This is a genomic window from Pseudarthrobacter sp. J1763, from assembly GCF_050490295.1.
In the GTDB taxonomy this organism is placed as follows: Bacteria; Actinomycetota; Actinomycetes; order Actinomycetales; family Micrococcaceae; genus JBNPEO01.
This window is the reverse complement of the sequence record NZ_JBNPEN010000006.1, coordinates 157,365-182,718: the sequence shown is the minus strand read 5'-3', so window position 1 is coordinate 182,718 and position 25,354 is coordinate 157,365. Positions and strand designations below refer to the sequence as shown.

The window sequence follows — 25,354 nt, the reverse complement described above, 5'->3', positions numbered from 1 at the left end:
ATGCCTACATCCTTAGGATTTCGGCAGTCCCGGCGGATTCAGCTCAGACTTCTGGATCGCTTCGGAGCCCAAGCCCCAGCGGTCCAAAATCTGGGTGTACGTCCCGTCTTGGATCAGGTGATTCAACGCAGCCTCAGCGGCCCCTGCCAAACCATTGCCCTTCTTAGTGGTGAACGCGATCTGAGCTGTCAGCGGCCACCCGCCATTGAGGGTGCCCACCTCTTTCGTTTTTCCGTCCTTCGCCGCTTTGTAAGCGGCGGCCGCGTTGGGACCGAAGGTCAGGTCCGCACGTCCGGACTGGAGGGCCAAACTTGAGGCCGAGTCGTCGTCGTAATACTGGAACTGAACCGGAGCCAAACCGTTCTTTTTGTTCTCCTCATCCCAGCGGATCAAGATGGCTTCCTGGTTGGTTCCGGAGCCCACGATGATCTTTTTGCCGGCCACATCCTTGGCTTCTTTGATGATGCCGATGGTGGAATCTGACTTGGCGTAGAAGCCCAACAGGTCGTTGCGGTAGGAGGCGAAATCGAACTTTTCCTTCCGCGCCTCGGTGACAGTCACGTTAGACAGAACCGCCTCATACTTGCCTGATTCCACGCCCAGCGGCCAGTCGGCCCAGGCTACCGGCAGGACTTCAACCTTCAGCCCCAGCGCCTCACCCACGGCGTAGGCAATGTCTACCTCGGAGCCGATGAGAGTTTTGTTGTCCGTAGCGAACAGGCTCAGCGGTGCCGTACCGCCGGTGGTCACCACGGTGAGTTTGCCGTCGGCCTTAATCGCGGCCGGCACCAATGCTGCGGCTGCCGGATCGACCCTCACGGCTGGACGGTTTTGCTCGGGACTTAGGTTGAATGTTTTGCCGGCTGCCGTGACGGCCTGCGACGACGCCGGGCTAGCCGCCGACGCGCCAGGATCAGAGCAGGCAGTCAGCCCCACAAGGGCTGCGATTGCGATGGAAATAAAAGCGGTGGGCTTGGACTCGATAGCCATAACTCCTCCTCAGAAGTTTGCAGTGATAAGTGGGAAACGTGCGCGTTGCAGCAACTATCCGTTAGCGGTGCGGGGCGAATCAATGGGCCCGCAACCCGGCGATACGCGGAGTCATGGCAGTTCACCTCAGGACGCGGACAGTCACATTCTTCGACGCATTCGGAAATAAGAATGGCGGCTGTGGGGTTATGCCTTCCGTGGCTGCCGGAACTGGTTGGCGACTTATTCAACGTGTTTTTGAAAGGCTTGTGCCGTGACTTTGCCGATATCCATCCTGGACCTTGCAACCATTGGGAAGGGCCAGACGGCGCGGGAGAGTTTGGCCGGAAGCGTCGCCATGGCGCAGCTCGCAGAGACACTGGGCTACAAGCGTATTTGGTACGCGGAGCACCACAACATGTCGTCCATTGCCTCCTCCGCTACGAGCGTGCTCATTGCTCACGTGGCCGCGAATACTTCCACAATTCGCTTGGGCGCCGGTGGGATTATGTTGCCCAATCACTCGCCGCTGACCATTGCCGAGCAGTTCGGAACCTTGGAGACCCTGCACCCGGGGCGTATTGATCTGGGACTGGGCCGTGCGCCGGGCAGCGATCAGAACACCATGCGTGCGCTGCGCCGCGACCCCATGTCCGCCGACTCTTTCCCGCAGGATGTTCAAGAACTGCAGGGCTACCTGACCGGTCCAACTCTGATCAAGGGGGTAGAAGCCACCCCGGGTAAGGGCACCAATGTGCCGCTGTACATTCTTGGATCCTCGCTCTTTGGCGCAAAGCTGGCCGCCGCGCTGGGTTTGCCCTATGCCTTTGCCTCCCACTTTGCACCAAACGCTTTGCAGGATGCGGTGGCCGCGTACCGTCGCGAGTTCAAACCGTCAGAGCACTTGGCCGAACCGTACGTTATTGCCGGGGCGAACGTGGTTGCAGCCGACGAGGCAAGCTACGCGCACCAGCTGATTCAGGCCACCATGCGCGCCCGGGTGTCATTGTTCTTCGGTGCTGGACGCGAATTCACCGATGACGAGGCGGACATGGTTTTGGATTCCCCGCAGGGTCAACACATCAAGCAAATGATGACTTATTCGGCAGTGGGAACACCGGAAACCGTGGTGGAGTACCTCGAAGGATTCGCCAAGCACGCCAACGCCGACGAGCTCATTGTGGCTCATCAGGCCAACACCACTGAGGACCGTTTGCGTTCGGTGGAGTTGCTAGCCAAGGCTGCAGGGCTGGGTGCTTAGCCTGCCTAACCGAGTAGCCCGCTTAACCGAGTAACGCCGCGATGCCCAGCATCGCGGGAACGGCGAGGACGGTGGTGATCAGGACAACGTCCTTCGCCACCGTCACTCCCTTTTGGTACCTGGTAGCTGCCACAAAAACGTTTTGCGCAGTCGGCAAACTTGCTGCCACCACTGCGGCGAAGAGTGCGTGACCTTCGAGGTTCAAAGCGAAGCGGGCAAACACCAACGCAAGCAGCGGGTGCAGAAAAAGTTTGAACGCACTGGCCACCAGGGTGTCTGTGCGTCGCCCCTCGGACGCCTGAAGCGGTTTGGTCCCGTTGAGCGACATACCAAACGACAAGAGCATGGCTGGCACGGCCGCCCCGCCAATGAGGTGGATGGGCTCCAGGATCAGTTCCGGCGGCGTCCATTTGTAAGCCGCCGCAAGTAGTCCCAGAGCGGAACCGATGATCATCGGGTTGCGGACAATGATCAACAAAAACATCAGCGGTGTGGAGCGCAGCGCGCTTCGGCGAGTACCAGCGCTGTCCGTTGTAGCTCGTGAACGGGCCATTTCCGCATTGGTTGCCGCGTCCAAAACCATCAAGTAAACCGGCGTAAAAAAGGCCAACTGGAAAATGAGCAGCGGCGCCACGTAGCTGGCATCACCCAAAACAAACACGGCGATGGGGATGCCTAAGTTGGCCGAGTTGGCTAGCGAAGAAGACATGGAGCCGATGAGAGTCTCTGGAAGGCTCCGCTTGAAAAATAGTCTGCTGACCAGCAGAAACAGAAGTGCCGTGCCCACGGCACTGACTGCAGCCACCAAAAGCGGTTGGGCAAATACAGCTTTGAGATCTGCCTTGCTGAGTGTCTCAAACAGCAATGCGGGGCTTCCCACAAAAAACGCCAGGCGGCTTAACACCTGCCCGGCGTTGTTGCCTAGGACGTTCCGGCGCCCAATGAAGTAGCCCACGCCAATAATGGCCCAGACGATGAAAAAGCCGGAGAGTACCTGCAGCACCTCTTTACCCTAGCTAGCGCAGGGCCAGTGCGTTAAATCTGATTAGTTCAGTGAAGCGTTGTTGAGCGCGTGCGGAGGGCGCAGTAGGTCCGGGGTGATGCTCTCGGCAGGGTCATTGCCTAGCTGGACAATCTTGTTGTCCTTGTCCACATGCACCACTTTGGGCTGATACGCCGTGGCTTCTTCGGTGGTCATGGCCGCGTAGGTAATGAGGATAACCAGATCGTTCTCATGAATCAGGTGGGCGGCCGCGCCATTGATCCCGATCACTCCAGAACCGCGCTCGCCAGCAATGGTGTAGGTCTCGAGGCGAGCGCCATTGGTGATGTCTACGATCGAGACCAGCTCGCCGGGGAGGATGTCCGCCGCTTCCAACAGGTCCAAGTCAACAGTGACTGACCCAACGTAGTGAAGGTCTGCGTGGGTGACCGTTGCGCGGTGGATCTTGGACTTGAACATTGTGCGATTCATAACGCATCAAGTCTAACCCTCCGGGCATCAACGCGTCTGTGAGATGGCAGACAGCCCGGTGACGCTTAGGTGAGCGCCGAGGCCCAAAGTTGCGCGAGTGCATAGGCTCGCCACGGGCTCCACGCTTCCGCGCGTTTGGTGGCGGCTGGCACAGTAATGTTTCCGAGCGCCCGCCGCAGCACCAAATCACCCGGCGTAAACGCGTCCGGGTCACCCATCACGCGCAGCGCCAAGCAATCAGCTGTCCAGGGTCCGACGCCGGGAATCGCCAAAAGTTGTTCGCGTACCTCTTGCTGGGCTGCTTTTGTAGGCCCCGGGCTGGTGTTCGGGCTGGTGTTCGGCTCCGGGCGGGCGAGCTGAAGCCCACTCGCGAAGGCGCGAGCCACGGCCGTTACCGTCCGCGCACGCGAACCGGTGATGCCAAGGATTGCCCGCAGTTCGTCCTCCGGTATCGCCGCCAGTGTGTCCGGTTTCGGAAACGCCATCAGCGTCATCCCGGTGGGGCTTGTAAAGGGCGTGCCGTATGCGGCGAGCAGCCTGCCACCAAAAGTCCGGCACGCCGCCAAGGACACTTGCTGACCTAAAACGGTGACAATCGCTGCTTCAAAACCGTTGACGTAGCGCATGATCCTAATGCCTGGCCGCTGCTCGATCAGGGCGGCGAGCAGGGGATCCTCGCTCAGATACCGCTCAATGCTTGTCACATCGGTGTCCACATCCAGCCACCAGCGTACGGCTTGCTCTACCTCTATGGGGTTGAGCCCTTGCTTTGGAGCAGGCTGCGCCAGTTCGGCCTGGAATTCAACCTCGCGAGGGCTCAGGCGTACGCTGACGTGCGCCATGGAAGTTCCCACCGGCAGCATTCGGGTGTGCTGAGCTGAGCCGGGATCACAGATCTCCCCGCTCGGCAGCGCGTGATTGCTCAGCGACTGCATCATGGCGGCAACGTCCATTCGCCCGTTGATCGGCAAGGTCGCAGTGAAAACTGAACTCACACCAGCCACACGCCAGAGCTGCCACGCCGATGGCTATCCATCAGGTGTGTGTCCACCATTCCCACCGCTTCCATCAACGCGTACATAGTGGTGGGGCCAACAAAAGCGAAGCCCTTTTTGCGCAGTGCCTTAGACAATGCAATGGACTCCGGAGACTGTGTTGGAATCTCGGAAGCATGCTTGGGCTGCGGAGTTTCCGCGGGTTGGAAGGACCACACAAAATCCACCAAACCACCCTCCTCGCGCAGGGCAATGGTGGCTTTCGCATTAGTGATGGCCGCCAAAATCTTAAGCCGATTACGGACAATGGAGGCGTCTTGCAAAAGCCGCTGGACGTCGTCGTCCGTGTATTTTGCCACCACTTCCGGGTTGAAATCAGCGAAAGCCGCCCGGAACGCTGGGCGTTTGCGCAAGATCGTTGCCCACGAAAGCCCCGCCTGGAACGCTTCCAAACTCAGCCGCTCAAACATGCCCTGCTCGTCCCGGACGGGCATGCCCCATTCGGCGTCGTAATACTCGCGCAGTAGCGGGTCGGTGGCAGCCCATGGCGGGCGGGCCAATCCGTCCTCGCCCATGATGGTGCCGTTCAGATCGCTCATAGTGTCCATTGTCTCCAGTGGAGGAGTAGTTAGTGGCTGCGGTTCAGCGTACGGCCCAAAATGGCGCGGCCCAGGGCGTCCACAACATCCTTATTGGCGTGCGGATTGCTGATGAGGGTGAAATCCACGTCTCCCACCGGCGGGAGTTCAAAGCGTTGGGTGATGATGCGCAGATCGTCCGGAACCAACGACGACGGCATTACAGTCACACCCAAGCCTGCCCGCACAGCAGCCAAGACGCCGCTGATTTGTTTAGTGGTGCACGTGATCCGCCACGTGCGGCCAGCTTGTTCAAGCGCATCGATGGCAAGTTTTCTGCTCAAACTCGGTGCCGGGTAAGTGATCATGGGAACGGGCCGGCCCGGCTCAAGCTGTGTTTGTTCAAGCCCCACCCAAGTGAAGGAATCATGTTTCACAGCGGCGCCTTCTTTGGCCCCGGCTACCCATTTCACAAACACCAAATCCAGCTGACCAGCCTTGAGCCGCCGGTACAACTGGTTGCTTTGGCCCACCGTGAGCTCCAAGTTGATCTCTGGGTACAGCTGGCGGAAATCCCGTAGGATGCGCGGGAGGCCGGTGATCGCGAGGTCATCCGCTGTGCCAAAACGTAACCGCCCACGCATGGCAGATCCCGTGAAATAGCGGGCAGCGTTTTCATGCGCCGCCAGAATGGTGCGGGCAAAACCAACCATGGCATCACCGTTATCAGTGAGCCGGACATCACGCGTATCCCGCACCACCAGATTGCGGCCGGCGGCTTGCTCGAGTTTGCGCACATGTTGGCTCACGGTGGGCTGGGCCAGGCCTAACTTCTCAGCCGCCCGGGTGAAACTCAGTGTTTCCGCCACGGTCAAAAAACTCTTGAGCTGAGCCGGATCATATAACTGCTCACTCATGCGCTTCCCCGTCCCATCAGTACCCCACAACGTTGTGCGGGACTTATTGCGATTCTTTATGAGTCTTATACGGTGAATAAGCCTACGCAATTACTCCGGCTATAACTAGCCTTGAATTGTCCCCAAAAATTTCCACCAGAGGAACCCCTGTGGCACCCCCGCAGCCCGCAACGGCATCCCTGACCCAGCCCATCGCCGTCGTTACTGAACGCCTCCCATGGCGTCAAACCTTCAACTCGCTTAAAGTCCCCAACTTCAAGCTCTTCGCAATCGCCCACTTTGTATCGGTCATTGCACTGTGGATGCAGCGCATTTCTCAGGACTGGCTGGTGTTGCAGCTCTCCGGGTCCGTCACCGCAGTGGGTATTACCGTTGCCCTACAATTCTTGCCGTCATTGGTCCTAGGCCCATGGGGTGGGATGATTGCCGACCGTTTCCCTAAACGGAAAATTCTCATCCTGTGCCAAGTGGTGGCCGGGTTCTTGGCTGCCGCTCTTGCAGTTCTGGCCCTGACTGGGAACCTGCAGGTCTGGCACATTTACGTGATTGCCCTGATACTCGGCTTTGTCACAGTGCTTGATCAGCCAGCCCGTCAAGTGTTTGTCAATGAACTGGTTGGCCCCAAGTATTTGCGAAACGCGATTTCGGTGAATTCCACAATTTTTCAGCTCGGCGGCCTGATTGGGCCCGCACTGGCTGGCTGGCTGCTCCTAGCAGTGGGTGGCGGCTGGGCCTTTGTAGCCAACGCCGCAGCATGTGCGTTCACCGTGGTGATGCTCAGCTCCTTGCGGCGGGATCAGTTGATGATTGCGGTGCCCGCCCCCAAACGCAAAGGCATGCTCAAAGAAGGTCTCCGCTACGCCTTGTCCAAACCCACCATCTATTGGCCGTGGTTGATGGCTGGTTTCGTCTCAGTATTCGCCATGAGCCTGCCGGTACTGCTCGCCGCCTTCGCTAACAACGTCTTCGCTTTCGGTGCAGGTGGTTACGGCCTGCTGAACGCCTTGGTTGCCGCTGGCGCCTTGGTGGGTGCGGTGATGAGCGCACGACGCCGGCACTTACGTTTACGCTCAGTGGTGGTAGCCGCCGGGGCCTACGGTTTGGCCCTGTTGCTGGCCGCAGCTGCACCGTCCATGCCGTTCTTCGGTGTGGTGATGGCGCTTTCCGGGTTCTGCTGCTTGATGTTCCTCACCGCGGCCAACCAGCTGGTACAAATCAGTGCCAACATGATGATTCGAGGCCGGGTGATGAGCCTATACATTATGGTCCTCATCGGCGGTCAGGCCATTGGTGGGCCCATGATGGGTTGGCTCGCCGAGCACTTTGGCCCGCACCTGGCCCTAGCTATTGCTGGCGGGGTTCCCGCGCTCGCAGCTTTGGTGATCGGAGTGTTGCTGGCGCGTCGCGGCGAGCTGAAACTGAGTGTTGAATTCACTCGACGCCCGCGGATCCGAATTGTTCAGCGGAGGGTTAGCGGGAGCGTTCCGACGGCTTCGGCGCACTAGTGCCCGCGCGCAACGGTTGGTACGAGCCCAGTCTGGGCACGCCGTCGGCCGTTCTCTGCTGACCTTCCGGCCCAGTTGCTGTCCCTCCCGCCCAAAGTGCGACGGCGTGTTGCCACGACACGCCGGGGAACCGTCGAGGCCTCTGGGAGCAACTGGGCTGGAAGGCCGGGGCAGATGCTCGGTCACGGGGTGCCTGCAGGTTTTTGGGTTGGGAAAGGGCGACTCTGTGCTTCGAAGTGGTGGCGAGGGCCGCAAAAAATGGGCCGGACCGGGAAAAATTGGAGCGGGCGACGGGAATCGAACCCGCGTATCAAGCTTGGGAAGCTAGCGCTCTACCATTGAGCTACGCCCGCATCGCTACCAAGCCGAGCATTGCTCAGCCGGAGCAGAACTCAGCTTAGCGCAGTTCTACCCCAGCCAAGAACCTGCCTAAGAATCAACCAAATGATGTACGGATTCAGTGCCGGCGGCTATTCGGGCCCGAATACTCTTGAGATATGCAATCGTTCAAGATCATCGGGATGGACCTCGACAAGCTCGCTGGCGGCCGGCACGGGCATTACACAGTGGATCCGCAGAAGCTGGCTCACCCCAAAACGCAATCAGCGTTCAAATGGGTGTTCGGAATTCTGGCCGCGGAGGTTGTGGTGGGTCTTGCCGCGATCGGGATCGCTCTGGTGCAACAGCTCAACGGAATCAACGTGCCGTTTGCCGTGTGGTTCCGTGGCCTGGTGGTACTCCTTATGACAGTGACTCTGTTTTTCTTCGGCTGGCGGGCCAAAAACGGCTTCTACTACGGCTACCAACGCCTGCGCTTGTTCAGCCAAATTTTCCCAGTGATCACCCTTGTGGTGGCAACCATCCCCGGCTTATACCCCTATTGGATGGTGGTGGAGCAGATCATTTTTGCCGTCCTCATGATTGGTGTGGCCGACTTCCTCACCAGCGATCACATGCGCGATGCTTTTCCCTCGCCCAAGCGCAAAGCTGAGCTAGAAGCGGCAACTACCGCCAAGTAAGTGCGGTAACTCTTCGGTAAAGCCCGGGCGATTCTCTAGGTGCATGAAGTGGTGAAACGTATCCTGAATCGGGCGGCCAGCGTTGTGGGGGACTGAGGCGGCTAGCCAACTTCCACCGAAAGGTCTCCAACCGTGTCAACCGCCGAATACGAGGTCTCCATTCACAAGGATGCCGTGACGGTCTACAACTTCCTTGCCGACGGTCTGAAAAACATCGAATGGCGCGAGGGTGTTCGCAGCGTTGCCCTCCGCTCAGGTGCCAAGGGTGCCAAAGGCGCCATTTACCAACAAACCCTCGCCGGCCCCGGCGGGCGTCCCATTGCCGGAGACTACGAAATCACAGTGGCCCGGCCCGGCGCCGAGCTGCAATTTCAGGTGGTTGCGGGGCCAGCCCGCCCCCATGGAGGCTTTTACCTCAGCAGCGACGGCGACTCCACACGCGTGCGCTTTGTACTCGATTACGTTCCCAAAGGCCTTATGAAGATCATGGGTTCGATGGTTCAAAAGTCCATGCTCACTGAAGTTGCCCAACTGGAACGGCTTAAAGAAGTCCTCGAAGCAGCCGACTAAAGCAACCGGTTACCCGCTTACCGCGCCATCCGAACTTGGGACCACACACCAGCTAGCTTCACCGGCGTCTGCCATCCACCAGCTCCCAGCGGAAGATACGACGCCGATCCATCGTTACGCTGTAACACCACACCGCGGCTGTTCAACGCAGTGAAACTCTTCAACGATTTCGCCTGGATCACGGTCTGCCATCCGGTCGCCACCACAGTGCGCGCCTCGCTAATCACTGCAGCCTGACCACGCGAGCGGTACAAACTCACTGAACCCGCTGCGTTCTGGACCAAGAGATCTTGGAACCCATCGCCGTCGTAATCCACCATGGTCAGCGCAACCGCGCTGGTTCCCGAGGCCAAAAAGGTTCGCGTTGCCAGATCACCGAGCCCCATATTCGGGTAGAGGTATACGTTGCCGCTCGCGTCCGCTGCCACAATCTGCGGCATCCGATTTGTGGCGCACCATTCTCCAATGGAGATCTTCATGGTGTCCCAACCGGACTTGCCCAACACCACCTCGGCCCTGAACCCGCCGCCCAGAATTCCGCGGTACAGGCTGAGTTTTCCGGAGGTCCACTGAGCGATCACATCGTAAACGCCGTCGCGGTCCCAGTCCGTGGTGAACACTGCCTTTGTGGTGGCAAATCCAGTGCCGATGGTCCGTGCAGCACCCAAGGTTCCGGTGCCCGTTGCGGGGTAATCCAGCAGTGCGCCAGCGGCGTTGACGGCCACCACATCGGCCCCGCTGCGGATCGCTGAAGTGCTCAGATTCTGTGTGGACGGCATGTGCTTAGCCGGAGGTGTGCATGCGTCTTGGACAGGCTGCGGCTGGGTTGGTTGAGGCGGAACTGCTGTTCCACTTGGTGCAGTTACCGTCCCGGACGGAAGTGTTGTGTAGCCGAAAAAGTTCACTACGCCCCAGATTTTGTAGGTCTGGTCCGTGTAAGTAATGCCAATGCCCATCACGTTAAACCGGGGATCCAAGAGAGCTGCATTGTGCGCGGTGGAGGACTTCCACCACTCCACCAGTTGTGCAGCATCCCGGTCGCCGCGAATCGCAATGACCTCGCCGGCGCCGTTGTTTGGATTGAGCGCGCGCGGGTCCAGCCAGAAGTTTGCTCGGTGCTCCACTACACCGCGGCTGGCGATGTTGTTTGACCACTCCTGAGCCATGCCCGCGACCGTGGGGTGATACTTCATGGCAGACAACTTGTTCTGCACACGGTAGGTGTTGATCGCGTCGAACACGGTTTTGATGGCAGCGGTATTGCTATCCGGAACCAAAGCTTGCGGGGTCGCTGCCTTTACCGATTCGGATACTGCCGCAGCCTGGGCGGTCTTCCCGGCTCCGGCCGTGGGCTGGAACAGTGGGCCGATCGAGGGGATGGTGGCAGTGGGAGAAGATAATGCGGAGGGACTCGCCACGGGCGCTGCTGCAGCTGTGGTGGGGGCTGCTTGAGTGAGGGCAGCCGGTGTTGGTGCTGCTTGCTTTGCGGACGGCGTTGTGACGGAGGGCGTTGTGCTGACCGTCGACTGCGGGGCTGGCACGGCTGAAGCGGTTGGCACTTGGGTGCTCTGAGCCGCGGTGGCCAGGGGCGTCGTCGTACTCTGCTGTTCGGCGCTAGTTGCCGTGCTCTCAACACTGGCGCGCTGCGAAATTGACAGCGTCCCCAGGCCGGGTGCGGCGGGTACAACGGCGGCAGCAAGGGCCAAACAGATCGCTGTGGCGACCGAAATTTTTTTCACTTTTTCCCCAGATCCGGAGGCGCCGGCGGCGGTGAACCCGACGTCATTCTGAGGGATACCTTATGCGCACGGGCTAGAACCACACAATGCATGCGGTATTTTGGGTCTGTGCTGATCTCTGACCGCGACATTCGCGCCGAAATCGATTCCCAACGCATTGTGCTGGAACCGTTCGATCCTGCCATGGTGCAACCTTCGAGTGTTGACGTGCGAATCGACAGGTTTTTCCGCCTGTTCGACAACCACAAGTACGCTCACATTGACCCTGCCCAAGAGCAGCCGGAGCTCACCCGTTTGGTCGAGGTGGAAGCGGACGAGCCGTTCATTCTGCACCCTGGTGAGTTTGTTCTGGGCTCCACGTATGAGACCGTGACGCTGCCGGATGACATTGCTGCCCGGCTTGAGGGCAAGTCTTCGCTGGGGCGCCTTGGCCTGTTGACGCACTCCACCGCAGGATTTATTGACCCCGGTTTCTCCGGCCACGTCACGCTTGAGCTTTCCAACATGGCCACATTGCCCATCAAGTTGTGGCCCGGGATGAAGATTGGCCAGTTGTGCTTCTTCCGCCTCACCTCGGCCGCTGAGCACCCCTATGGTTCCGGCGAGTACGGCAACCGGTACCAGGGTCAGCGTGGCCCCACCGCATCGCGCAGCTACATGAATTTCCACCGCAGTCAGATTTAGCAACCCTTCCAACGCTCTTCGCCGAGTGGGTAGATAACGTCGCTTTGACGCCGTTCTAAGGGACATTATCTACCCATTCGGCGGAGGGGTTCTTCGGCGGCGGGGGACTTAAGTGTTGGAAGGTACGACGGCGGGTGGCTTGGGCTTGGAGTTTCGCCCAATCAGCTTCATCACCGGTTCCACAAAACGGGCAGCGAGCGGACCACTCACCGCCATAATCAGCACATAGGTTGTGGCCAATGCAGCGATTTGCGGCACTACAGCGCCAGAGGCCACCGCCAAGCCGGCAATAACAATCGAGAACTCCCCGCGGGCTATTAACGCGGCACCGGCACGCGCACGGCCAGGCCGGCCAATTCCGGCACGGGACGCCGCCCACCAGCCCGTTGCCACCTTGGTAGCAGTGGTAATCACGGCGAGCAACAACGCCCAACCGAGCACCGGCGGAATGGACAAGGGGTCAGTGTTCAGCCCAAAGGCCACAAAGAAAATCGCCGCGAACAAGTCCCGCAACGGCTCCAACACTCGGGTGGCGTTATGCGCTGTAACACCGGAAATCGCGATCCCCAACATAAATGCGCCCACTGCTGCACTCACTTGCAGGGCTGAAGCAATACCGGCCACGAGCATCGCCGCGCCCAAAACGTTGAGCAAAAAGACTTCACTATTCTCGCTGTGAACAATCTTGGAGACCCGGTGTCCATGCCGCAATGCCACCACCAAAACCACTGTGATCACGGCCAACGCAATGCCAACCGTTTGCAGCCCACCCCAGAAACTCACGCCAGAAAGCGTTGCCGTGAGGATGGGCAAGTAGACGGCCATAGCCAAATCTTCGAACACCAAAATGGAAAGCACCACAGGAGTTTCGCGGTTACCGATCCGGCCCAAGTCGGTGAGCACTTTCGCCACAATGCCGGAGGACGAAATGTAAGTGACACCGGCCATCACCAGCGCACCCACCGGCCCCCATCCCAGCAAAAGCGCCACCAGGGCGCCAGGTAGGGCGTTGAGAACCAAGTCCAATACACCGGCCTGCCACGACTTTCGCAGACCCGTGACCAGCTCGCTGGCCGAGTACTCCAGCCCGAGCATCAGCAACAGCAAGATCACACCGATCTCACCGGATAGGTGGCTGAATTCGCGGATGCCGTCAAGCTTGATGATTCCGCCCGCGCCGAAAGCTAAACCACCCAAGAGATAGAACGGGATCGGGGACATGCCAATGCGCCCGGCCAGCCGGGCCAACAGTCCCAAACTGAAAACAACTGCACCGAGTTCAATCAGGGTCAGCGCGAGGTTATCCACCGCTTACCCGTTGCGCAGAATCGCTGCGGCAGCTTCCAAACCCTGCAGAGTGCCTACCGCCACCAGCAAGTCACCCTTGCGAAGTTCGACGTCGGGACCGGGCGAGGGGATCACTTCGCCTTCACGCATAATCGCCACAATAGACACACCACTGCGGGTGCGGATCGAGGCGGCGCCCATGGCTTTGCCCAAAAATGGCGAATCCTGTCCGATTGAAAATTGACGTGTTTCAATGCCGGGGACGTCCCTGTGCTCTTCGGTGAGCTGATTAACGATTCCCTGACCCCCCAACATTTGCCCCAACGCCAAGGCTTCGGCACTCGTCAGCGGGATGGAAGCCTGACAAGTGTCTGGATCATCCCAAGTAGAGACGATGAACTCGGTCAACCCGTCCCGGTGAAGCACCACACCAATACGCCGGCCGGAAGCGGTCATGAAGTCCTTGCGGAGGCCCAGTCCGGGCAGCTCGGTTTCTTCCACATTCATGCCATCAGCCTAGTCCTCTCAGGGGGACTCCCGCTGGCTGAAAAGCTTCAGCGTGAACTGTCCCCGGCAAAACGGTGAGCTCTTAGTGCTCCGGGACTACCGCCGGCGTAATTTCCTCCGGTGACTTCACCGGCAACAGCACCAAAAGCCCGGCGAGCAGGACCACCATAATGCCCAAAATTCCCCAACGCTGAGCCTGGCCTTCAGCTACGAGAGGAGCCGCGATTGCAATGCACAGCGTGAACAACGCCGGGGCCAAGAAGGAAACTGCGCGGCCAGTAGTGGCGTAGAGGCCAAAGAGCTCGCCAGATTCGCCATCCGGTGCCAGGCGGGCCAAGTAAGCCCGGGAAGAGGACTGCGCGGGGCCCACAAAAAGGCATAGCAGCAGCCCGAAGATCCAGAACGTGGTGGTGCCGCTCCAGCTCAGACCCAACATCGACTGTGGATTGTTGCCAAACACCAAAATTGCTGTGCCAGCGATCAGCAGTCCAATGAGGGAGAAAACGATCACACGTTTGGGGCCAATTTTGTCATCTAACCAACCGCCGATAATCGCTCCGACCGCTGCCACCACATTGCCGAAGATGGCGAAGAAAATTACCTGCTTGAGTTCAAAACCAAACGTTCCGGCCGCGACCACACCACCAAAAGTGAACACGGCAGCCAATCCATCGCGGAAGATGGCGCTCGCGAGCAAAAAGTAGATGGTGTGTGGGCTGCTGCGGTAGATCGCCTTGATCCGGCGAATCAATAGTTTGTACGAGTCCGTGAAGGAAAGCTTGGGGCCGGTGGCTTTGCGTGGAAGTTCGGGTACAGCGAACAGGACTGGCAGGGCAAAAATCATAAACCACAGCGCTGAGAACACTGCAACAAGACGAATGTTCAAGCTGTTCTCTGTGCTGGAACCGAACCATTCAAAGGACGGCTGCACAAAAAGCTGGAGCACAATCAGCAACGCCACAATGCCGCCGAGGTAACCCATTCCCCAGCCGAGGCCAGAGATTTTGCCAATATTTTTGGGTGTAGAAATCTGGGCGAGCATGGCGTTGTAATTCACACCTGCAAACTCAAAAAACACGTTGCCTAGGGCGATGAGTGTGACGCCAAGGAGCAAGAACTGGGCGCTGGGGAAAACAAAAAAGCACAAGCCGGTCAGCACAGCCACCGCCACGGAATTCACTCCGAGCCAGAATTTTCGCCGCCCGCCTGTATCCGAACGTTGTCCGGTCACCGGAGCTAGAAGCGCAATCAACACCCCGGCAATCGCCAAGGCGCCACCCAGAACGGCCGAAGCATGGTCCTCGCCCCCGAACGCTTTGGAGGTCAAGTACACGGTGAAAACGAAGGTGGTCATCACCGCGTTGAAAGCTGCAGAACCCCAGTCCCATGCAGCCCACGCAGCAATCTGCCGCTTCTTCACGGTGGATGTGCCAACCTCGAGTTCGGAAAGTGGCGCGCTAGTAGCCGGGGTAGGTCCTGTGCTCATAGTGGAATGCTAGCCGGAGCTCAAGGCAGAACTGGGCTGATCTTCGCTAACATCCGTGTAACGCCTGGTAAAGGGAATGGGTTCAAGGGGCCGGGGATGCTCTTCCACTTGATAAACTGCTGGCACAGAACCCAACCTTTTTGCCGCCTGCTCCAACTTTTTGATAACCGAATCCCACGATTTTGCGGAGAACCTAGTGCTGACAATTCTTGCCACCCACTTTGCGTTGGCAATTGTTGCGCCCTGGATCTTCCAGCGTTGGGGACGGAACTCGTTCTATGCGCTCGCCGCAGTGCCGGCCGGTTCTTTTGTGTGGCTCTTGGCCCAACACAACGCCGTCTTCGGCAGCAAAAACGGCGCCGTCACCGAGCTCCAACCCTGGATCCCACAACTGGGCCTGAACTTAGCTTTCCGCCTAGACGCACTCGCCTGGATCATGTGCCTCTTGGCGCTGGGAATCGGCGCACTGGTGCTGGTCTATTGCGCCAGATACTTCAAAAACAAGGACTCTCACCTAGGCGGATTCGGCGCCCAACTCTTGGCCTTCGCCGGTGCGATGTTCGGACTTGTCACCGCAGATGACCTCATTCTGCTGTTTATCTTCTGGGAACTGACCACCATCCTCTCCTACTTGCTCATTGGGTACGCACGCACTCGTTTGGCAGCTCGGCGCTCGGCCCTGCAAGCGTTGATGGTCACCACGGCTGGCGGATTGACCATGCTGATCGGGCTGATTATGCTCGGCAACGCAGCCGGCACCTACCGGATTTCCAGCATCCTGGATCGCGCCTCGGAGCTGGTGAATTCCCCGGCAACCTCAGGAAGTGTGGCAGGCGCCGTCGTACTGATTTTGGTGGGAGCTGTCACCAAGTCCGCCCTGGTTCCATTCCATTTCTGGTTGCCTGGCGCAATGGCCGCGCCCACCCCGGTCAGCGCGTACTTGCATGCTGCAGCTATGGTCAAGGCAGGTGTTTATCTGGTGGCGCGGCTGGCCCCAGGGTTTGCTACCACCGAGTTCTGGCTGCCGGTTGTTCTGAGCTTGGGGCTCGCCACCATGCTGGTAGGCGGCTACCGGGCGCTACGCCAAACGGATATCAAACTCATTTTGGCTTATGGCACCGTAAGCCAGCTGGGCTTTTTGACCATGGTGGTTGGCCTTGGCACACCCGCGGCTGCGCTTGCCGGGATCGCCATGCTCCTAGGTCACGGGCTGTTCAAAGCCACACTGTTTTTGGTGGTTGGCATCATTGACCACCAAACCGGGACCCGCGATCTGCGCAAACTTTCTGGTGTCTTTTCCTCTGCCCGCGCGCTGGGGATTATTGCAGCGGTTGGTGCCGCATCCATGGCTGGGCTGCCTCCGTTGGCCGGTTTTGTGGCCAAAGAATCGGTGTTTACGGCCTTTGTTGAATGGGGAACCGGCGATCACGCTCATTCCTGGGGGCCTGTGATTGTGGTTGGTATGGTGTTGGGCTCCATCCTCACCTTCGCTTACAGTGCCCGCTTTATGTGGGGCGCTTTTGCCGACAAACCCGGTGTTGCGGCTACCCCGTTCAAGGCGGTCAGCCCGTCCTTTATTGCCGCACCAGCCCTGTTGAGCGTGCTCACCATTGTGTATGGACTGTGGCCGGCACCAGTTGACGGCTGGATCCAACCGTATGCGGCACTATTGGAGCAGAACGCCGGGACAGTAGCTCACGGCACAGCAACTCACGGCGCAGCGACTCACGGCGCAGGGCACCTGGCGTTGTGGCACGGTATGTCACCCGCATTGGGGCTCACGGCTATCACCTTCATGGTGGGAATTGCGCTGTACCTACTGCGCAAGCCGGTGAGCCGTTGGCAGAGCAAAGTGCCGGCGTGGGTGGATTCGGACAAGGTGTACCAGAACGTTATTGGTGGTTTGGATGATGCGGCGGTGTGGATTACCGGCCGCACGCAGCGTGGTTCCATCTTTTTCTACCTCGCGGTGATCCTTAGCGTGGCCTTTGCTGTTCCGGCGTCAGTGCTGTTGATCAACGGCCAAAGTTTGCCGGACGGAATGCACTGGATTGATCCGGGCTCTCCGCTGCAATGGGTGGCCGGGGTTGGCATTGTGATTGGTGCGCTTGCTGCAGTCCGGGCCAATAAACGCTTTTATGCCGTGCTGATGGTCTCAGTGACCGGGTATGGAATTGCGCTCATTTTTGCCTTGCAGGGCGCCCCGGACTTGGCATTGACACAAATGCTTGTGGAGACCATTGTGTTGGCCGCTTTTGTCTTGGCTATGCGTAGCCTGCCTGCCGCGCTACGGGACCGAACTGGTGGCAAATACCGGCTGGTCCGCGTGATTATTGGCGTGGCCTTTGGGGTGACCATGATTTTTGTGGCTATCTACGTGATGGGCGCCCGGGTTGCTGATCCGGTTTCCTTGAGTTTCCCGCAATTGGCGTACGACGGCGGTGGGGGACTGAACGTTGTTAACGTCACCCTTGTGGATATTCGGGCGTGGGACACCTTCGGCGAGATTTCCGTATTGGCCCTTGCAGCTACGGGTGTTGCGAGCCTGATTTTTGTGCGCTCGCGTGGGGAGAACGTGCTTTCCAGTAGTGCTGTTGAGGACGGAGTGGTGGGCCGGCATCACGGTGCGGAGGAAGGCACCCGTGAGGCTGCGGCTTTGGACACTGCCCGGAAGTTCGCGGCGAGCACCCGGGATGCGTGGCTGGTGGCGGGGCGTACCTTGGCGCCGGAACGGCGGTCCATCATCTTTGAGGTTGTGACGCGGCTCATCTTCCACACCATGATCATTTTCTCTGTGTACTTGCTGCTGGCTGGCCACAATCTGCCCGGTGGTGGTTTTGCCGGCGGTCTGATGGCCGGGCTGGCACTGACCATTCGTTACCTTGCTGGTGGCCGTTTTGAACTTGCTGAGGCAAGCCCGGTCAGTGCCGGAACATTGTTGGGAGTGGGGCTGGCCCTTGCCGCCTTGACCGGCTTGTTTCCGCTGTTTTTGGGCGGCGATGTTTTCCAAAGCGCCATTATCCAGTTCAGCCTGCCGGTGTTTGGTGAGATCAAATTTGTGACCTCTACTTTGTTCGATATTGGCGTCTACATTGTGGTGGTTGGTTTGGTGTTGGACGTCTTGCGCAGCCTTGGTTCGGAGATTGATGAGAACCATGAGAAACGCTTCCAACCCGCAGTCCAATCTGAACAGGCTGAAGAACTGACCCGCGAAGGAGGTCAGGCATGAGTATCAACCTGACCCTCCTGTTGGTGATGGGTGTCCTCTATGCGTGCGGCATCTACCTGATTTTGGAACGTAGCCTTACCCGGGTTCTTTTGGGTCTGATGCTTTTGGCTAACGCCACAAACTTGCTCATCCTGACCACCGGTGGCTATGCCGGGATCGCGCCGTTCTTCGAAAAAGGTATTCCGGCCAAGGCATATAGTGATCCACTGCCGCAGGCGATGATTCTGACGTCCATTGTGATCTCCTTTGCGGTCACTGCTTTTATGCTCGGCATCATCTACCGGACTTGGGTTCTGGGCCGAGAAGACGAAATTACTGATGATATTGAAGACCGTCGCGTGGCTAACACTCCCAGTTTTGACGCTGAGGATGACGCTGAGATTCCTGTGGAAACCTCTGAATTCCCTCTGGCGCAACCGAGCCCCGATGGCCGCGCACCTGGTACTGCCGGAGCCGGAGCCGCCGACGCCGGAGATCACCCACATGCGGCCGAAGAGCAACCAGGGTCCACCCGGTTGATTGAGGACAGCCCTACCGATCAACCCAGCGCAGGCAAACTTCAGAACGACGGCGGTGAGCAGCAGTGAACGTAGCAAGTCTTGCCCCGTTGGCAGTACTCTTGCCCATTTTGGGTGCCGCAGTGACCTTTATGCTGATCCGTCATGCCAAGGCTCAGCGAACTGTCAGCGTCGGAATTTTGTCCATTACTTTGGCGCTCGAATGCGTTTTGTTGGGCTCGGTGTGGAATGGCGGAACCTACGCGGTGACGCTGGGTGGTTGGGTTCCACCCTTTGGCATTGTGATGGTGGTGGACCGGTTCTCCTCGCTCATGCTGGTGGTCTCCTCGGCGATCAGCCTCGCCGTGCTGCTTTACGCCTCAGCGCAGGGTGTGAGCGATAGCGGCGAGGACGGCCCTGTTTCGATCTTTCACCCCACGTACCTGATTCTGGTGGCTGGGGTTTCGAACGCCTTCCTGGCCGGGGACCTTTTTAACCTTTATGTCGGCTTCGAGATTCTGCTAACCGCTAGCTATGTGTTGATGACCTTGGGTGGGACGGGTCCTCGCATTCGTGCTGGCGTTACGTACGTGGTGGTCTCGGTAGTGTCTTCGGTACTGTTTTTGATTTCGATCGCCATGATTTACGGGGCCACAGGTTCCATCACCATGGCTGATCTTTCGATCAAACTCGCTGAACTGGATCCCGGAATTCAAACGCTCCTGCACGTGATGCTGCTGGTTGCTTTTGGTATTAAGGCCGCAGTTTTCCCGCTCTCCTTCTGGCTCCCTGACTCCTACCCCACGGCCCCCGCGCCGGTCACGGCAGTGTTCGCAGGTTTGCTGACCAAGGTGGGTGTTTACGCCATGGTCCGCACGGAAACGTTGCTGTTCCCGCGGGACACTCTCAACACCCCGCTGATGGTGGTGGCGTTGTTGACCATGATTGTGGGAATCCTGGGTGCCATTGCCCAGAGCGATATCAAACGTCTACTCTCTTTCACCTTGGTCAGTCACATTGGGTACATGGTCTTTGGTTTGGCGATCAGCTCAGTGGCTGGACTGGGGGCTGCGGTGTTTTACGTGGCCCATCACATCACTATTCAGACTTCGCTCTTTTTGGTGGCTGGCCTGATTGAACGCCGCGGTGGCAGCTCGTCTATGGACCGTTTGGCGGGAATGGCCAAGCTGAGCCCGCTACTAGCGCTGCTGTTCTTTGTCCCCGCGATGAACCTTGCTGGGATCCCGCCGTTCTCCGGTTTCTTGGGCAAACTGGGTCTGCTACAGGCTGGTGTGCAATTGGGGACACCACTTGCGTACGTCTTGGTGGCCGGTGGTGTGGTGGCTTCACTGTTGACCTTGTTAGCCATTGCGCGTGTCTGGAACAGGGTATTTTGGCGCAAACCCTCAGACGCCGAGTTCCCAGCGCCCGCCCTTCTGGGCCATGAACCTGCCAGCCGCCTGCTGCCGTGGGGGATGGTGTTCCCCACGGCAGCGTTGGTGGCTATGGGTGTAGCGCTCACTGTTTTTGCCGGGCCGTTATTTCGGTTTAGCGATCAGGCGGCTCACGAAATGCTGGACCGTACACCGTACATTCACGCAGTCCTAGGCGATCATGTACCAGTTCCGGCAAAGGACGGTGCCAAGTGACCCGTCACCGGATTTCGCTTAAACAAGAACTCCCGCTGCTGCTGTGGCTTGTGCTGGTGTGGGGTGCACTGTGGCGGGACTTCAGCGCTGGCAACCTGATTTTTGGGGCTGTTATTGGGGTGGTAATTGCGCGCTTGTTTTACTTACCACCCGTGGAGCTCAGCGGGCGGTTTAATGTGCTGCGGGCTCTATGTTTTGCCGTCGTTTTTTTGGGGAAAGTGATTGTGGCGAGTTGCCAGGTGCTGTATATCGCCGTCGCGCGTGGACCTCAGGTGCGTAATGCGGTGGTGGCCGTCCCGCTGCGCAGTCACGACGATCTGATTGTCACAGCCACCGGGCACGTGGCGGCGCTGATTCCGGGATCGCTGGTGGTAGATGTGGACCGCAGCACCTCCACGCTGTACCTGCACGGGCTCAATATTCGGGACAGCGAGGACGCTGAACAGCTACGCCAGCAGGTGCGGCAGATCGAGGCGGATCTGATTGCCATTATGGGTAGCCGAACGGACCTTACGGCCCTGCACAACAGTCATGAACAGGGACGACGCCGATGATGACCATAGTTTTGATTGTCACCTCGGTGATCCTCGCCTTAGCCGCGGTGGGGGCCATTATCCGTATTGCGCGCGGACCGTCCTTGCTGGACAGGGTGCTTGCCACCGACGTGTTGCTCGCGATCGTTGGTGCTGTCTTGTGCATCGACATGGCAGCGAACCGGAACCTCAACAATCTGGTGTTGGTGGTGTCCATTTCCCTGATTGGTTTTATTGGTTCGGTGACAGTGGCGCGCTTTGTGGCTGAGCGGAGGAGCGAGAGCAATGATTCTTGACGCTTCTCTTGGGGACGCCATTATTGACGGGCTCACCGCAGTATTTTTGGTGGTGGGGGCGTTGATGTCCTTGGCCGCGGCCATTGGCTTGTTGCGCTTCCCGGATCTGATGAGCCGGATGCACGCTGCCACAAAGCCGCAGGTTCTTGGTTTGTTTTTGTTGCTCGCCGCAGTGGGTTTGCAGATGCGTTCCTGGGTGGTGTGGCCGGTGCTCATTGTTGCGTGGATCTTCCAGCTACTCACCGTGCCCGTGTCAGCACACATGGTGGGCCGGGCTGGGTACCGGACCAAACACCGTCACCCCGAGTTGTTGAGCCTGGATGATCTGGACGAGGTAGTAGCCCGTGCCGCCGAACAGGGCACTGAGGGAACTGATGAAGCAGACGCCGGAGCGCGAGTAGATCGCGAACGGACTTACCCGTAAGTCGCTACATTTTTGGACATCCGCATCCGGGATCCCGGATGCGGATGTCCAAAAATGTAGCGGTTCTCACGACTCACGTGATCAGGGTCTATGACGCGGCGTGCGATGGCCCTAGACGATGTCCTGAGTCTTGTTGAATCGAGCAATGGCTCGCTGGGTTCCACGGCCTGTGAGCACCTGAATAACGGTACTCACCGAACCGGAAATCAGGGCGAAAACCAATGCCTGACGCAGGCTAGATTCGGCCTCATCGCCGGGCTTAGGCGGCTTGTTGCCAGTGGCCTTGAGCCACGCAGCGTTGACGAGCTTGCTGCCAACAATTCCTGCACCGATGCTTACGCCCGTGCCCAACAGTTTCAGCAAAATGTTCATTGATCACTCCTCGTGATGGGAATTTTTCCTGCGAACAACTCTGGATCCAGCCTAGCGTCTGTGAGCGGGCGCGTCTTTCTCTGCTGCCACAGATTCTTCAACAGCAGATTCTTCAGCTGGCGACGAGGTGAGGGCCACGATCTTGGCACCTTCCACATCAACGTCCGGCAAAATGCGCTCGAGCCACTTCGGCAGCCACCAAGCTGCCTTGCCCAACAAGTGCATGGCTGCCGGGATGATGGTCATGCGAACAATAAAGGCATCCACCAGCACACCGAACGCCATGGCAAAGCCCATGGGCCGGACCATTGTCAGATGGCTGAAGATGAACCCGGCAAACACACTGGTCATAATGATCGCAGCAGCGGTGACCACCTTCGCTGCATGGCTGAACCCGCTTCGCACAGCCCGCTGAGCCGTGGCGCCATGCATGTAGGCCTCGCGCATACCCGAGGCAATAAACACTTGGTAGTCCATGGCCAAACCGAACAGCACACCAATGAGAATGATCGGCAAGAAGCTCAGCACTGCGCCGGGGTGGTGAACGTCAAAGATGTTTCCCAGCCAGCCCCACTGGTACACGGCCACCACTCCACCAAATGCCGCGGCAAGGGAGAGTAGGAAGCCAGCCGTTGCTAGCAGCGGAACAATGATGGAGCGGAACACCAGCATCAGCAAGATCAGTGAAAGGCCCACCACAATCACTAAATACAGTGGTAGGGCGTCGCCGAGCTTGTTGGAAACATCCACGTTGGCGGCGGTTTGACCGGTCAAACCGATGGTGACGTCCTCAGAAGACTTCAACTCCGTGCCTTTAGCCCGCAGATCGGAAACCACCTTGACCGTCGAGGCGCTGGCCGGCCCTTCCTTGGGGATGATCTGGAAAACCGCAGTAGTGCGGTCCTCGCTCAGAGCAACCGGAACTGCAGCCTGAACATTCTCCACAGTGCGCAGAACATCCGAGATGTTGTATTCCTTGGTTTGGGCATCGGTCTCGCTCAGCCCGGAAGGCAGCTTGGCCACCAACACGATGGGGCCGTTCATGCCTTCACCGAAGTTCTGGCCAACAGTGCTGTACGCCTTGTAGGCGCTCGAATCGGCAGGTTCCGTCCCGCCGTCGGGTAGTGCCAAACGTAGCTGGGTGGCGGGGATTGCCACCAGGCCCAAGGCAATCACACTGACCACCAAGGAGAGCCACGGGTGTTTGGTGACAAAACCGCCCCAACCGTGGGAACCGTCGTCGTCCTTGGCGTGGTGTGCGGTGTGCGCGAGGTGCTTTTCGCGCCTCTTCCATGCACGCTTGGAAATCAACTTGGTGCCAATGACGCCTAGGAGTGCCGGGGTGAGCGTGATGGCAACGGCCACGGAAATCGCCACAGTTGCTGCTGCAGCAATACCCATCACGGCAAGGAATGGCAGGCCCGGAACAACCAGTGCGGCAAGGGCGATCACCACGGTGAGGCCGGCAAAGGTCACCGCGTTACCGGCCGTTCCGGTGGCGCGGGCGATCGATTCGCCCATCTCCATGCCCTCAAGCAGCTGGTTCCGGTGGCGGTTGACGATGAACAAGGAGTAGTCAATGCCCACCGCGAGGCCGATCATTAGGCCGAGCATCGGGGAAACAGAGCTCATCTCAATCACGCCGGTCAGTGCGAACGTTCCGCCCACACCCACACCCACACCGATGATGGCCATCAGGAGCGGCAGCCCCGCAGCAACCAGGGTGCCGAGCATCAGCAGCAGCACCAATGCAGCCACGGCCAGGCCTACGATTTCGGCCGTACCAAAGAGCTCAGAAACGTCTTCAACAATTTCCTTGCTGAAATAGATCTCCACGCCGGAGGACTTGGCCTTATTCACCACGTCCTGAACTTGCTCGCGCTGAGCCGGGGTTAGGGCGTTGATGGAGGTGTTGAACTGGATTTGTGCCACCGCGGCGTTGCCGTTTTCGGAGACAAAGCGCATACCTTCGGAAGACTTTTGCTGACGCTTGCCGAGGTCCAGTTTGCTCTGTGCATCGGTAAGTTCCTGGGCGCTGGCTTTAGCTTGAGCCACGCCGTCGTTGTATTGCTTTTCAGCGGCCTCTAACTGTGCGGCGGCTGCAGCGGCCTGAGCTGCGGGGATTTGGACACCAGCTGCTTGAGCCTGGGCGGCTTGGGCCTTGCCTGCATCTATCTGCGCTTTGGCGGCGTCGAGTTGTTTCTGACCGGCGGCTAGCTGGGCCTTGCCGTCGTCGATCTTCTTCTGGTTGGCTTCCAAGGTGGCGAGGGCGCCATCCAGCTGAGCTTGGGTGGTGAAGGGGTCTACCGAGCTTTCCACCACGTCAACGCTGGAGAGGTCCTTGAGCGCTGCGGAGATGGCAGTTTTTTGCGCATCAGTAATTGCCGCACCATTGCTGCCTTCAAACACCACGGGGGCGCTGCCGCCAGCGGACTTGGGCAGCTCTTGTTTCAACTCATCGAGGACCCGCTGTGTTTCGGTTCCCGGGATCTTGAAGTTGTTGGATGTGGTGCCGTGGAAAGCGACGGCGGAACCACCGACGGCGACCAGGAGGGCCAGCCAAAAGGTGACCACCCACCGGCGGTGCTGGTAGGAGAATTTTCCGAGCCGGTAAAGCAAAAGAGCCATGGGAAGACCGTTCTAGGACGTGGGTTGAGGCGGAAAGTTAGTGGGCAAAACCGTCGCGCAACAGCGAGATGGATTCCACGAGAAGTTGGCGTAGTTCAGCGAGTGATTCGGGGGTGTTGTCTTTGCCGCCGTGGCGTTCCAGCCAGATTTCCATGGCGGCTTTTCCGCACGCGATCACCGCGCCAACCATGGCGCGTACGTAGAGCTGATCAGTGTCCGGGCCTAATCGTTGCAAGGTGGCTTCGGTGAGCCGGGCGGTGGCGTTGTCCCAGGCTTCGAGCTGAAAACGGGACATTTGAGCTTGCCCTATGGTCAACGAACACACCTCGGCCATGGGGCCAAGATGGCCCGGATCTGCCAGTGCGGACACGGCCGCGATGGCTGAGTCCAAGAGCGATTCATCCGCAGGTCGGTCATAAAAACTCGCAATTGCGACGTCGAGGAAACCCTCGGTGGTCGCGGCGAGGGCGGCTTCGGGGCTGGGGAAGTAGTTGAAGAACGTGCGGCGTGAAATGCCGGCTTCTTCGGCGAGCTGGTCTGCGGTGAACTGGCCGAGGCCATGGTTGCGTAGCAGTAACAGCGCAGCCTGAATGATGGCCTGCCGAGTGGCGAGTTTGTTTTGTTCGCGCCGGGAGTGCAGTTCTGGAGCGGTGAGTGTCACTCGCTCAGCTTAGAGCCTTAAGTGCACGCAGTGCAAAATTGCCCGGAGTGTAAGGATTTTAGAAAGTTTCAGGC

24 protein-coding genes and 1 tRNA gene are annotated in these 25,354 nt (G+C 58.8%); 11 read left to right on the top strand and 14 right to left on the bottom strand.

What is annotated here, in order from left to right:
• Positions 1-12: 12 nt before the first annotated feature.
• Positions 13-990: a transporter substrate-binding domain-containing protein gene (locus ACQQCD_RS08380; protein ID WP_430267935.1), complete on the bottom strand. Its 978-nt coding sequence runs from the start codon at positions 988-990 to the stop codon at positions 13-15.
• A gap of 253 nt (positions 991-1,243) precedes the next feature.
• Here ACQQCD_RS08380 and ACQQCD_RS08375 point away from each other — a divergent pair, with 253 nt between their 5' ends.
• A complete protein-coding gene (locus ACQQCD_RS08375) occupies positions 1,244-2,230 on the top strand; it encodes an LLM class flavin-dependent oxidoreductase (protein WP_430267934.1) in 987 nt (328 codons plus the stop codon).
• Between the two features lie 22 nt (positions 2,231-2,252).
• Here ACQQCD_RS08375 and ACQQCD_RS08370 read toward each other — a convergent pair whose 3' ends face one another.
• From ACQQCD_RS08370 to ACQQCD_RS08350, 5 genes are all read right to left on the bottom strand, one after another.
• Entirely contained in the window at positions 2,253-3,233 is a 981-nt protein-coding gene (locus ACQQCD_RS08370; RefSeq protein ID WP_430267933.1) for an AEC family transporter, read from the bottom strand.
• Between the two features lie 42 nt (positions 3,234-3,275).
• Positions 3,276-3,704 carry an aspartate 1-decarboxylase gene (gene panD / locus ACQQCD_RS08365; RefSeq protein ID WP_430267932.1) on the bottom strand — a complete coding sequence of 143 codons (429 nt, stop codon included), beginning with the start codon at positions 3,702-3,704 and terminating at the stop codon, positions 3,276-3,278.
• Between the two features lie 65 nt (positions 3,705-3,769).
• Positions 3,770-4,699 carry a DNA-3-methyladenine glycosylase family protein gene (locus ACQQCD_RS08360; protein ID WP_430267931.1) on the bottom strand — a complete coding sequence of 310 codons (930 nt, stop codon included), beginning with the start codon at positions 4,697-4,699 and terminating at the stop codon, positions 3,770-3,772.
• Positions 4,696-5,298 carry a DNA-3-methyladenine glycosylase I gene (locus ACQQCD_RS08355; protein ID WP_430267930.1) on the bottom strand — a complete coding sequence of 201 codons (603 nt, stop codon included), beginning with the start codon at positions 5,296-5,298 and terminating at the stop codon, positions 4,696-4,698. The genes ACQQCD_RS08360 and ACQQCD_RS08355 overlap by 4 nt, the downstream gene beginning before the upstream one ends.
• Positions 5,299-5,327: 29 nt before the next feature.
• Positions 5,328-6,194, bottom strand: a complete 867-nt coding sequence (locus tag ACQQCD_RS08350) for a LysR substrate-binding domain-containing protein (protein ID WP_430267929.1) — start codon at positions 6,192-6,194, stop codon at positions 5,328-5,330.
• Between the two features lie 149 nt (positions 6,195-6,343).
• Here ACQQCD_RS08350 and ACQQCD_RS08345 point away from each other — a divergent pair, with 149 nt between their 5' ends.
• Positions 6,344-7,699, top strand: a complete 1,356-nt coding sequence (locus ACQQCD_RS08345; protein ID WP_430267928.1) for an MFS transporter — start codon at positions 6,344-6,346, stop codon at positions 7,697-7,699.
• Positions 7,700-7,978: 279 nt separating this feature from the next.
• On the opposite strand, the gene ACQQCD_RS08340 is transcribed toward ACQQCD_RS08345, so the two are convergent.
• Positions 7,979-8,052: transfer RNA gene (locus ACQQCD_RS08340), tRNA-Gly, on the bottom strand.
• Between the two features lie 144 nt (positions 8,053-8,196).
• Between ACQQCD_RS08340 and ACQQCD_RS08335 the strand changes: the two genes are divergently transcribed.
• Both ACQQCD_RS08335 and ACQQCD_RS08330 read left to right on the top strand, forming a co-directional pair.
• Entirely contained in the window at positions 8,197-8,718 is a 522-nt protein-coding gene (locus tag ACQQCD_RS08335) for a hypothetical protein (RefSeq protein WP_430267927.1), read from the top strand.
• A gap of 132 nt (positions 8,719-8,850) precedes the next feature.
• On the top strand, positions 8,851-9,288 hold the full coding sequence (locus ACQQCD_RS08330; protein ID WP_430267926.1) for an SRPBCC family protein: 438 nt from the start codon (positions 8,851-8,853) through the stop codon (positions 9,286-9,288).
• 17 nt (positions 9,289-9,305) lie between these two features.
• Here ACQQCD_RS08330 and ACQQCD_RS08325 read toward each other — a convergent pair whose 3' ends face one another.
• Entirely contained in the window at positions 9,306-11,027 is a 1,722-nt protein-coding gene (locus ACQQCD_RS08325) for a CAP domain-containing protein (RefSeq protein WP_430267925.1), read from the bottom strand.
• A 108-nt stretch (positions 11,028-11,135) separates the two neighbouring features.
• Here ACQQCD_RS08325 and dcd point away from each other — a divergent pair, with 108 nt between their 5' ends.
• The gene (gene dcd, locus ACQQCD_RS08320) at positions 11,136-11,711 is read left to right on the top strand and encodes a dCTP deaminase (protein ID WP_430267959.1); all 576 of its coding nucleotides are present in this window, start codon (positions 11,136-11,138) and stop codon (positions 11,709-11,711) included.
• Positions 11,712-11,819: 108 nt separating this feature from the next.
• Here the strand turns inward: dcd and ACQQCD_RS08315 are convergent, their stop codons facing one another.
• The 3 genes from ACQQCD_RS08315 to ACQQCD_RS08305 all read right to left on the bottom strand — a co-directional run bounded on the left by ACQQCD_RS08315 (position 11,820) and on the right by ACQQCD_RS08305 (position 14,991).
• Positions 11,820-13,019, bottom strand: a complete 1,200-nt coding sequence (locus tag ACQQCD_RS08315; protein ID WP_430267924.1) for a cation:proton antiporter — start codon at positions 13,017-13,019, stop codon at positions 11,820-11,822.
• A gap of 3 nt (positions 13,020-13,022) precedes the next feature.
• Positions 13,023-13,505 (bottom strand): cation:proton antiporter regulatory subunit, encoded by a 483-nt coding sequence (locus ACQQCD_RS08310; protein WP_430267923.1) that lies wholly within the window; start codon positions 13,503-13,505, stop codon positions 13,023-13,025.
• An 82-nt stretch (positions 13,506-13,587) separates the two neighbouring features.
• Positions 13,588-14,991, bottom strand: coding sequence for an MFS transporter (locus ACQQCD_RS08305; RefSeq protein WP_430267922.1), 1,404 nt, complete (start codon positions 14,989-14,991; stop codon positions 13,588-13,590).
• A 196-nt stretch (positions 14,992-15,187) separates the two neighbouring features.
• On the opposite strand from ACQQCD_RS08305, the gene ACQQCD_RS08300 reads away from it, so the two are divergent.
• From ACQQCD_RS08300 to mnhG, 6 genes are read left to right on the top strand one after another with little or no spacing between them, the layout of a single operon-like run.
• Complete coding sequence (locus ACQQCD_RS08300; protein WP_430267921.1) at positions 15,188-18,220, top strand: Na+/H+ antiporter subunit A; 3,033 nt, start codon at positions 15,188-15,190, stop codon at positions 18,218-18,220.
• Positions 18,217-18,807, top strand: coding sequence for a Na(+)/H(+) antiporter subunit C (locus ACQQCD_RS08295; RefSeq protein ID WP_430267920.1), 591 nt, complete (start codon positions 18,217-18,219; stop codon positions 18,805-18,807). Before ACQQCD_RS08300 ends, ACQQCD_RS08295 begins: the two co-directional genes overlap by 4 nt.
• Positions 18,804-20,366, top strand: coding sequence for a Na+/H+ antiporter subunit D (locus ACQQCD_RS08290; protein ID WP_430267919.1), 1,563 nt, complete (start codon positions 18,804-18,806; stop codon positions 20,364-20,366). The genes ACQQCD_RS08295 and ACQQCD_RS08290 overlap by 4 nt, the downstream gene beginning before the upstream one ends.
• Complete coding sequence (locus ACQQCD_RS08285; protein WP_430267918.1) at positions 20,363-20,920, top strand: Na+/H+ antiporter subunit E; 558 nt, start codon at positions 20,363-20,365, stop codon at positions 20,918-20,920. The genes ACQQCD_RS08290 and ACQQCD_RS08285 overlap by 4 nt, the downstream gene beginning before the upstream one ends.
• Complete coding sequence (locus tag ACQQCD_RS08280; RefSeq protein ID WP_430267917.1) at positions 20,917-21,195, top strand: monovalent cation/H+ antiporter complex subunit F; 279 nt, start codon at positions 20,917-20,919, stop codon at positions 21,193-21,195. Before ACQQCD_RS08285 ends, ACQQCD_RS08280 begins: the two co-directional genes overlap by 4 nt.
• On the top strand, positions 21,185-21,619 hold the full coding sequence (gene mnhG, locus ACQQCD_RS08275) for a monovalent cation/H(+) antiporter subunit G (protein WP_430267916.1): 435 nt from the start codon (positions 21,185-21,187) through the stop codon (positions 21,617-21,619). Before ACQQCD_RS08280 ends, mnhG begins: the two co-directional genes overlap by 11 nt.
• Before the next feature lie 111 nt (positions 21,620-21,730).
• On the opposite strand, the gene ACQQCD_RS08270 is transcribed toward mnhG, so the two are convergent.
• The 3 genes from ACQQCD_RS08270 to ACQQCD_RS08260 are packed head-to-tail and all read right to left on the bottom strand — an operon-like array spanning position 21,731 to position 25,280.
• Positions 21,731-21,991 (bottom strand): DUF4235 domain-containing protein, encoded by a 261-nt coding sequence (locus ACQQCD_RS08270; protein ID WP_430267915.1) that lies wholly within the window; start codon positions 21,989-21,991, stop codon positions 21,731-21,733.
• 51 nt (positions 21,992-22,042) lie between these two features.
• A complete protein-coding gene (locus ACQQCD_RS08265) occupies positions 22,043-24,619 on the bottom strand; it encodes an MMPL family transporter (RefSeq protein WP_430267914.1) in 2,577 nt (858 codons plus the stop codon).
• Between the two features lie 37 nt (positions 24,620-24,656).
• Entirely contained in the window at positions 24,657-25,280 is a 624-nt protein-coding gene (locus tag ACQQCD_RS08260; protein ID WP_430267913.1) for a TetR family transcriptional regulator, read from the bottom strand.
• Positions 25,281-25,354: the final 74 nt, after the last annotated feature.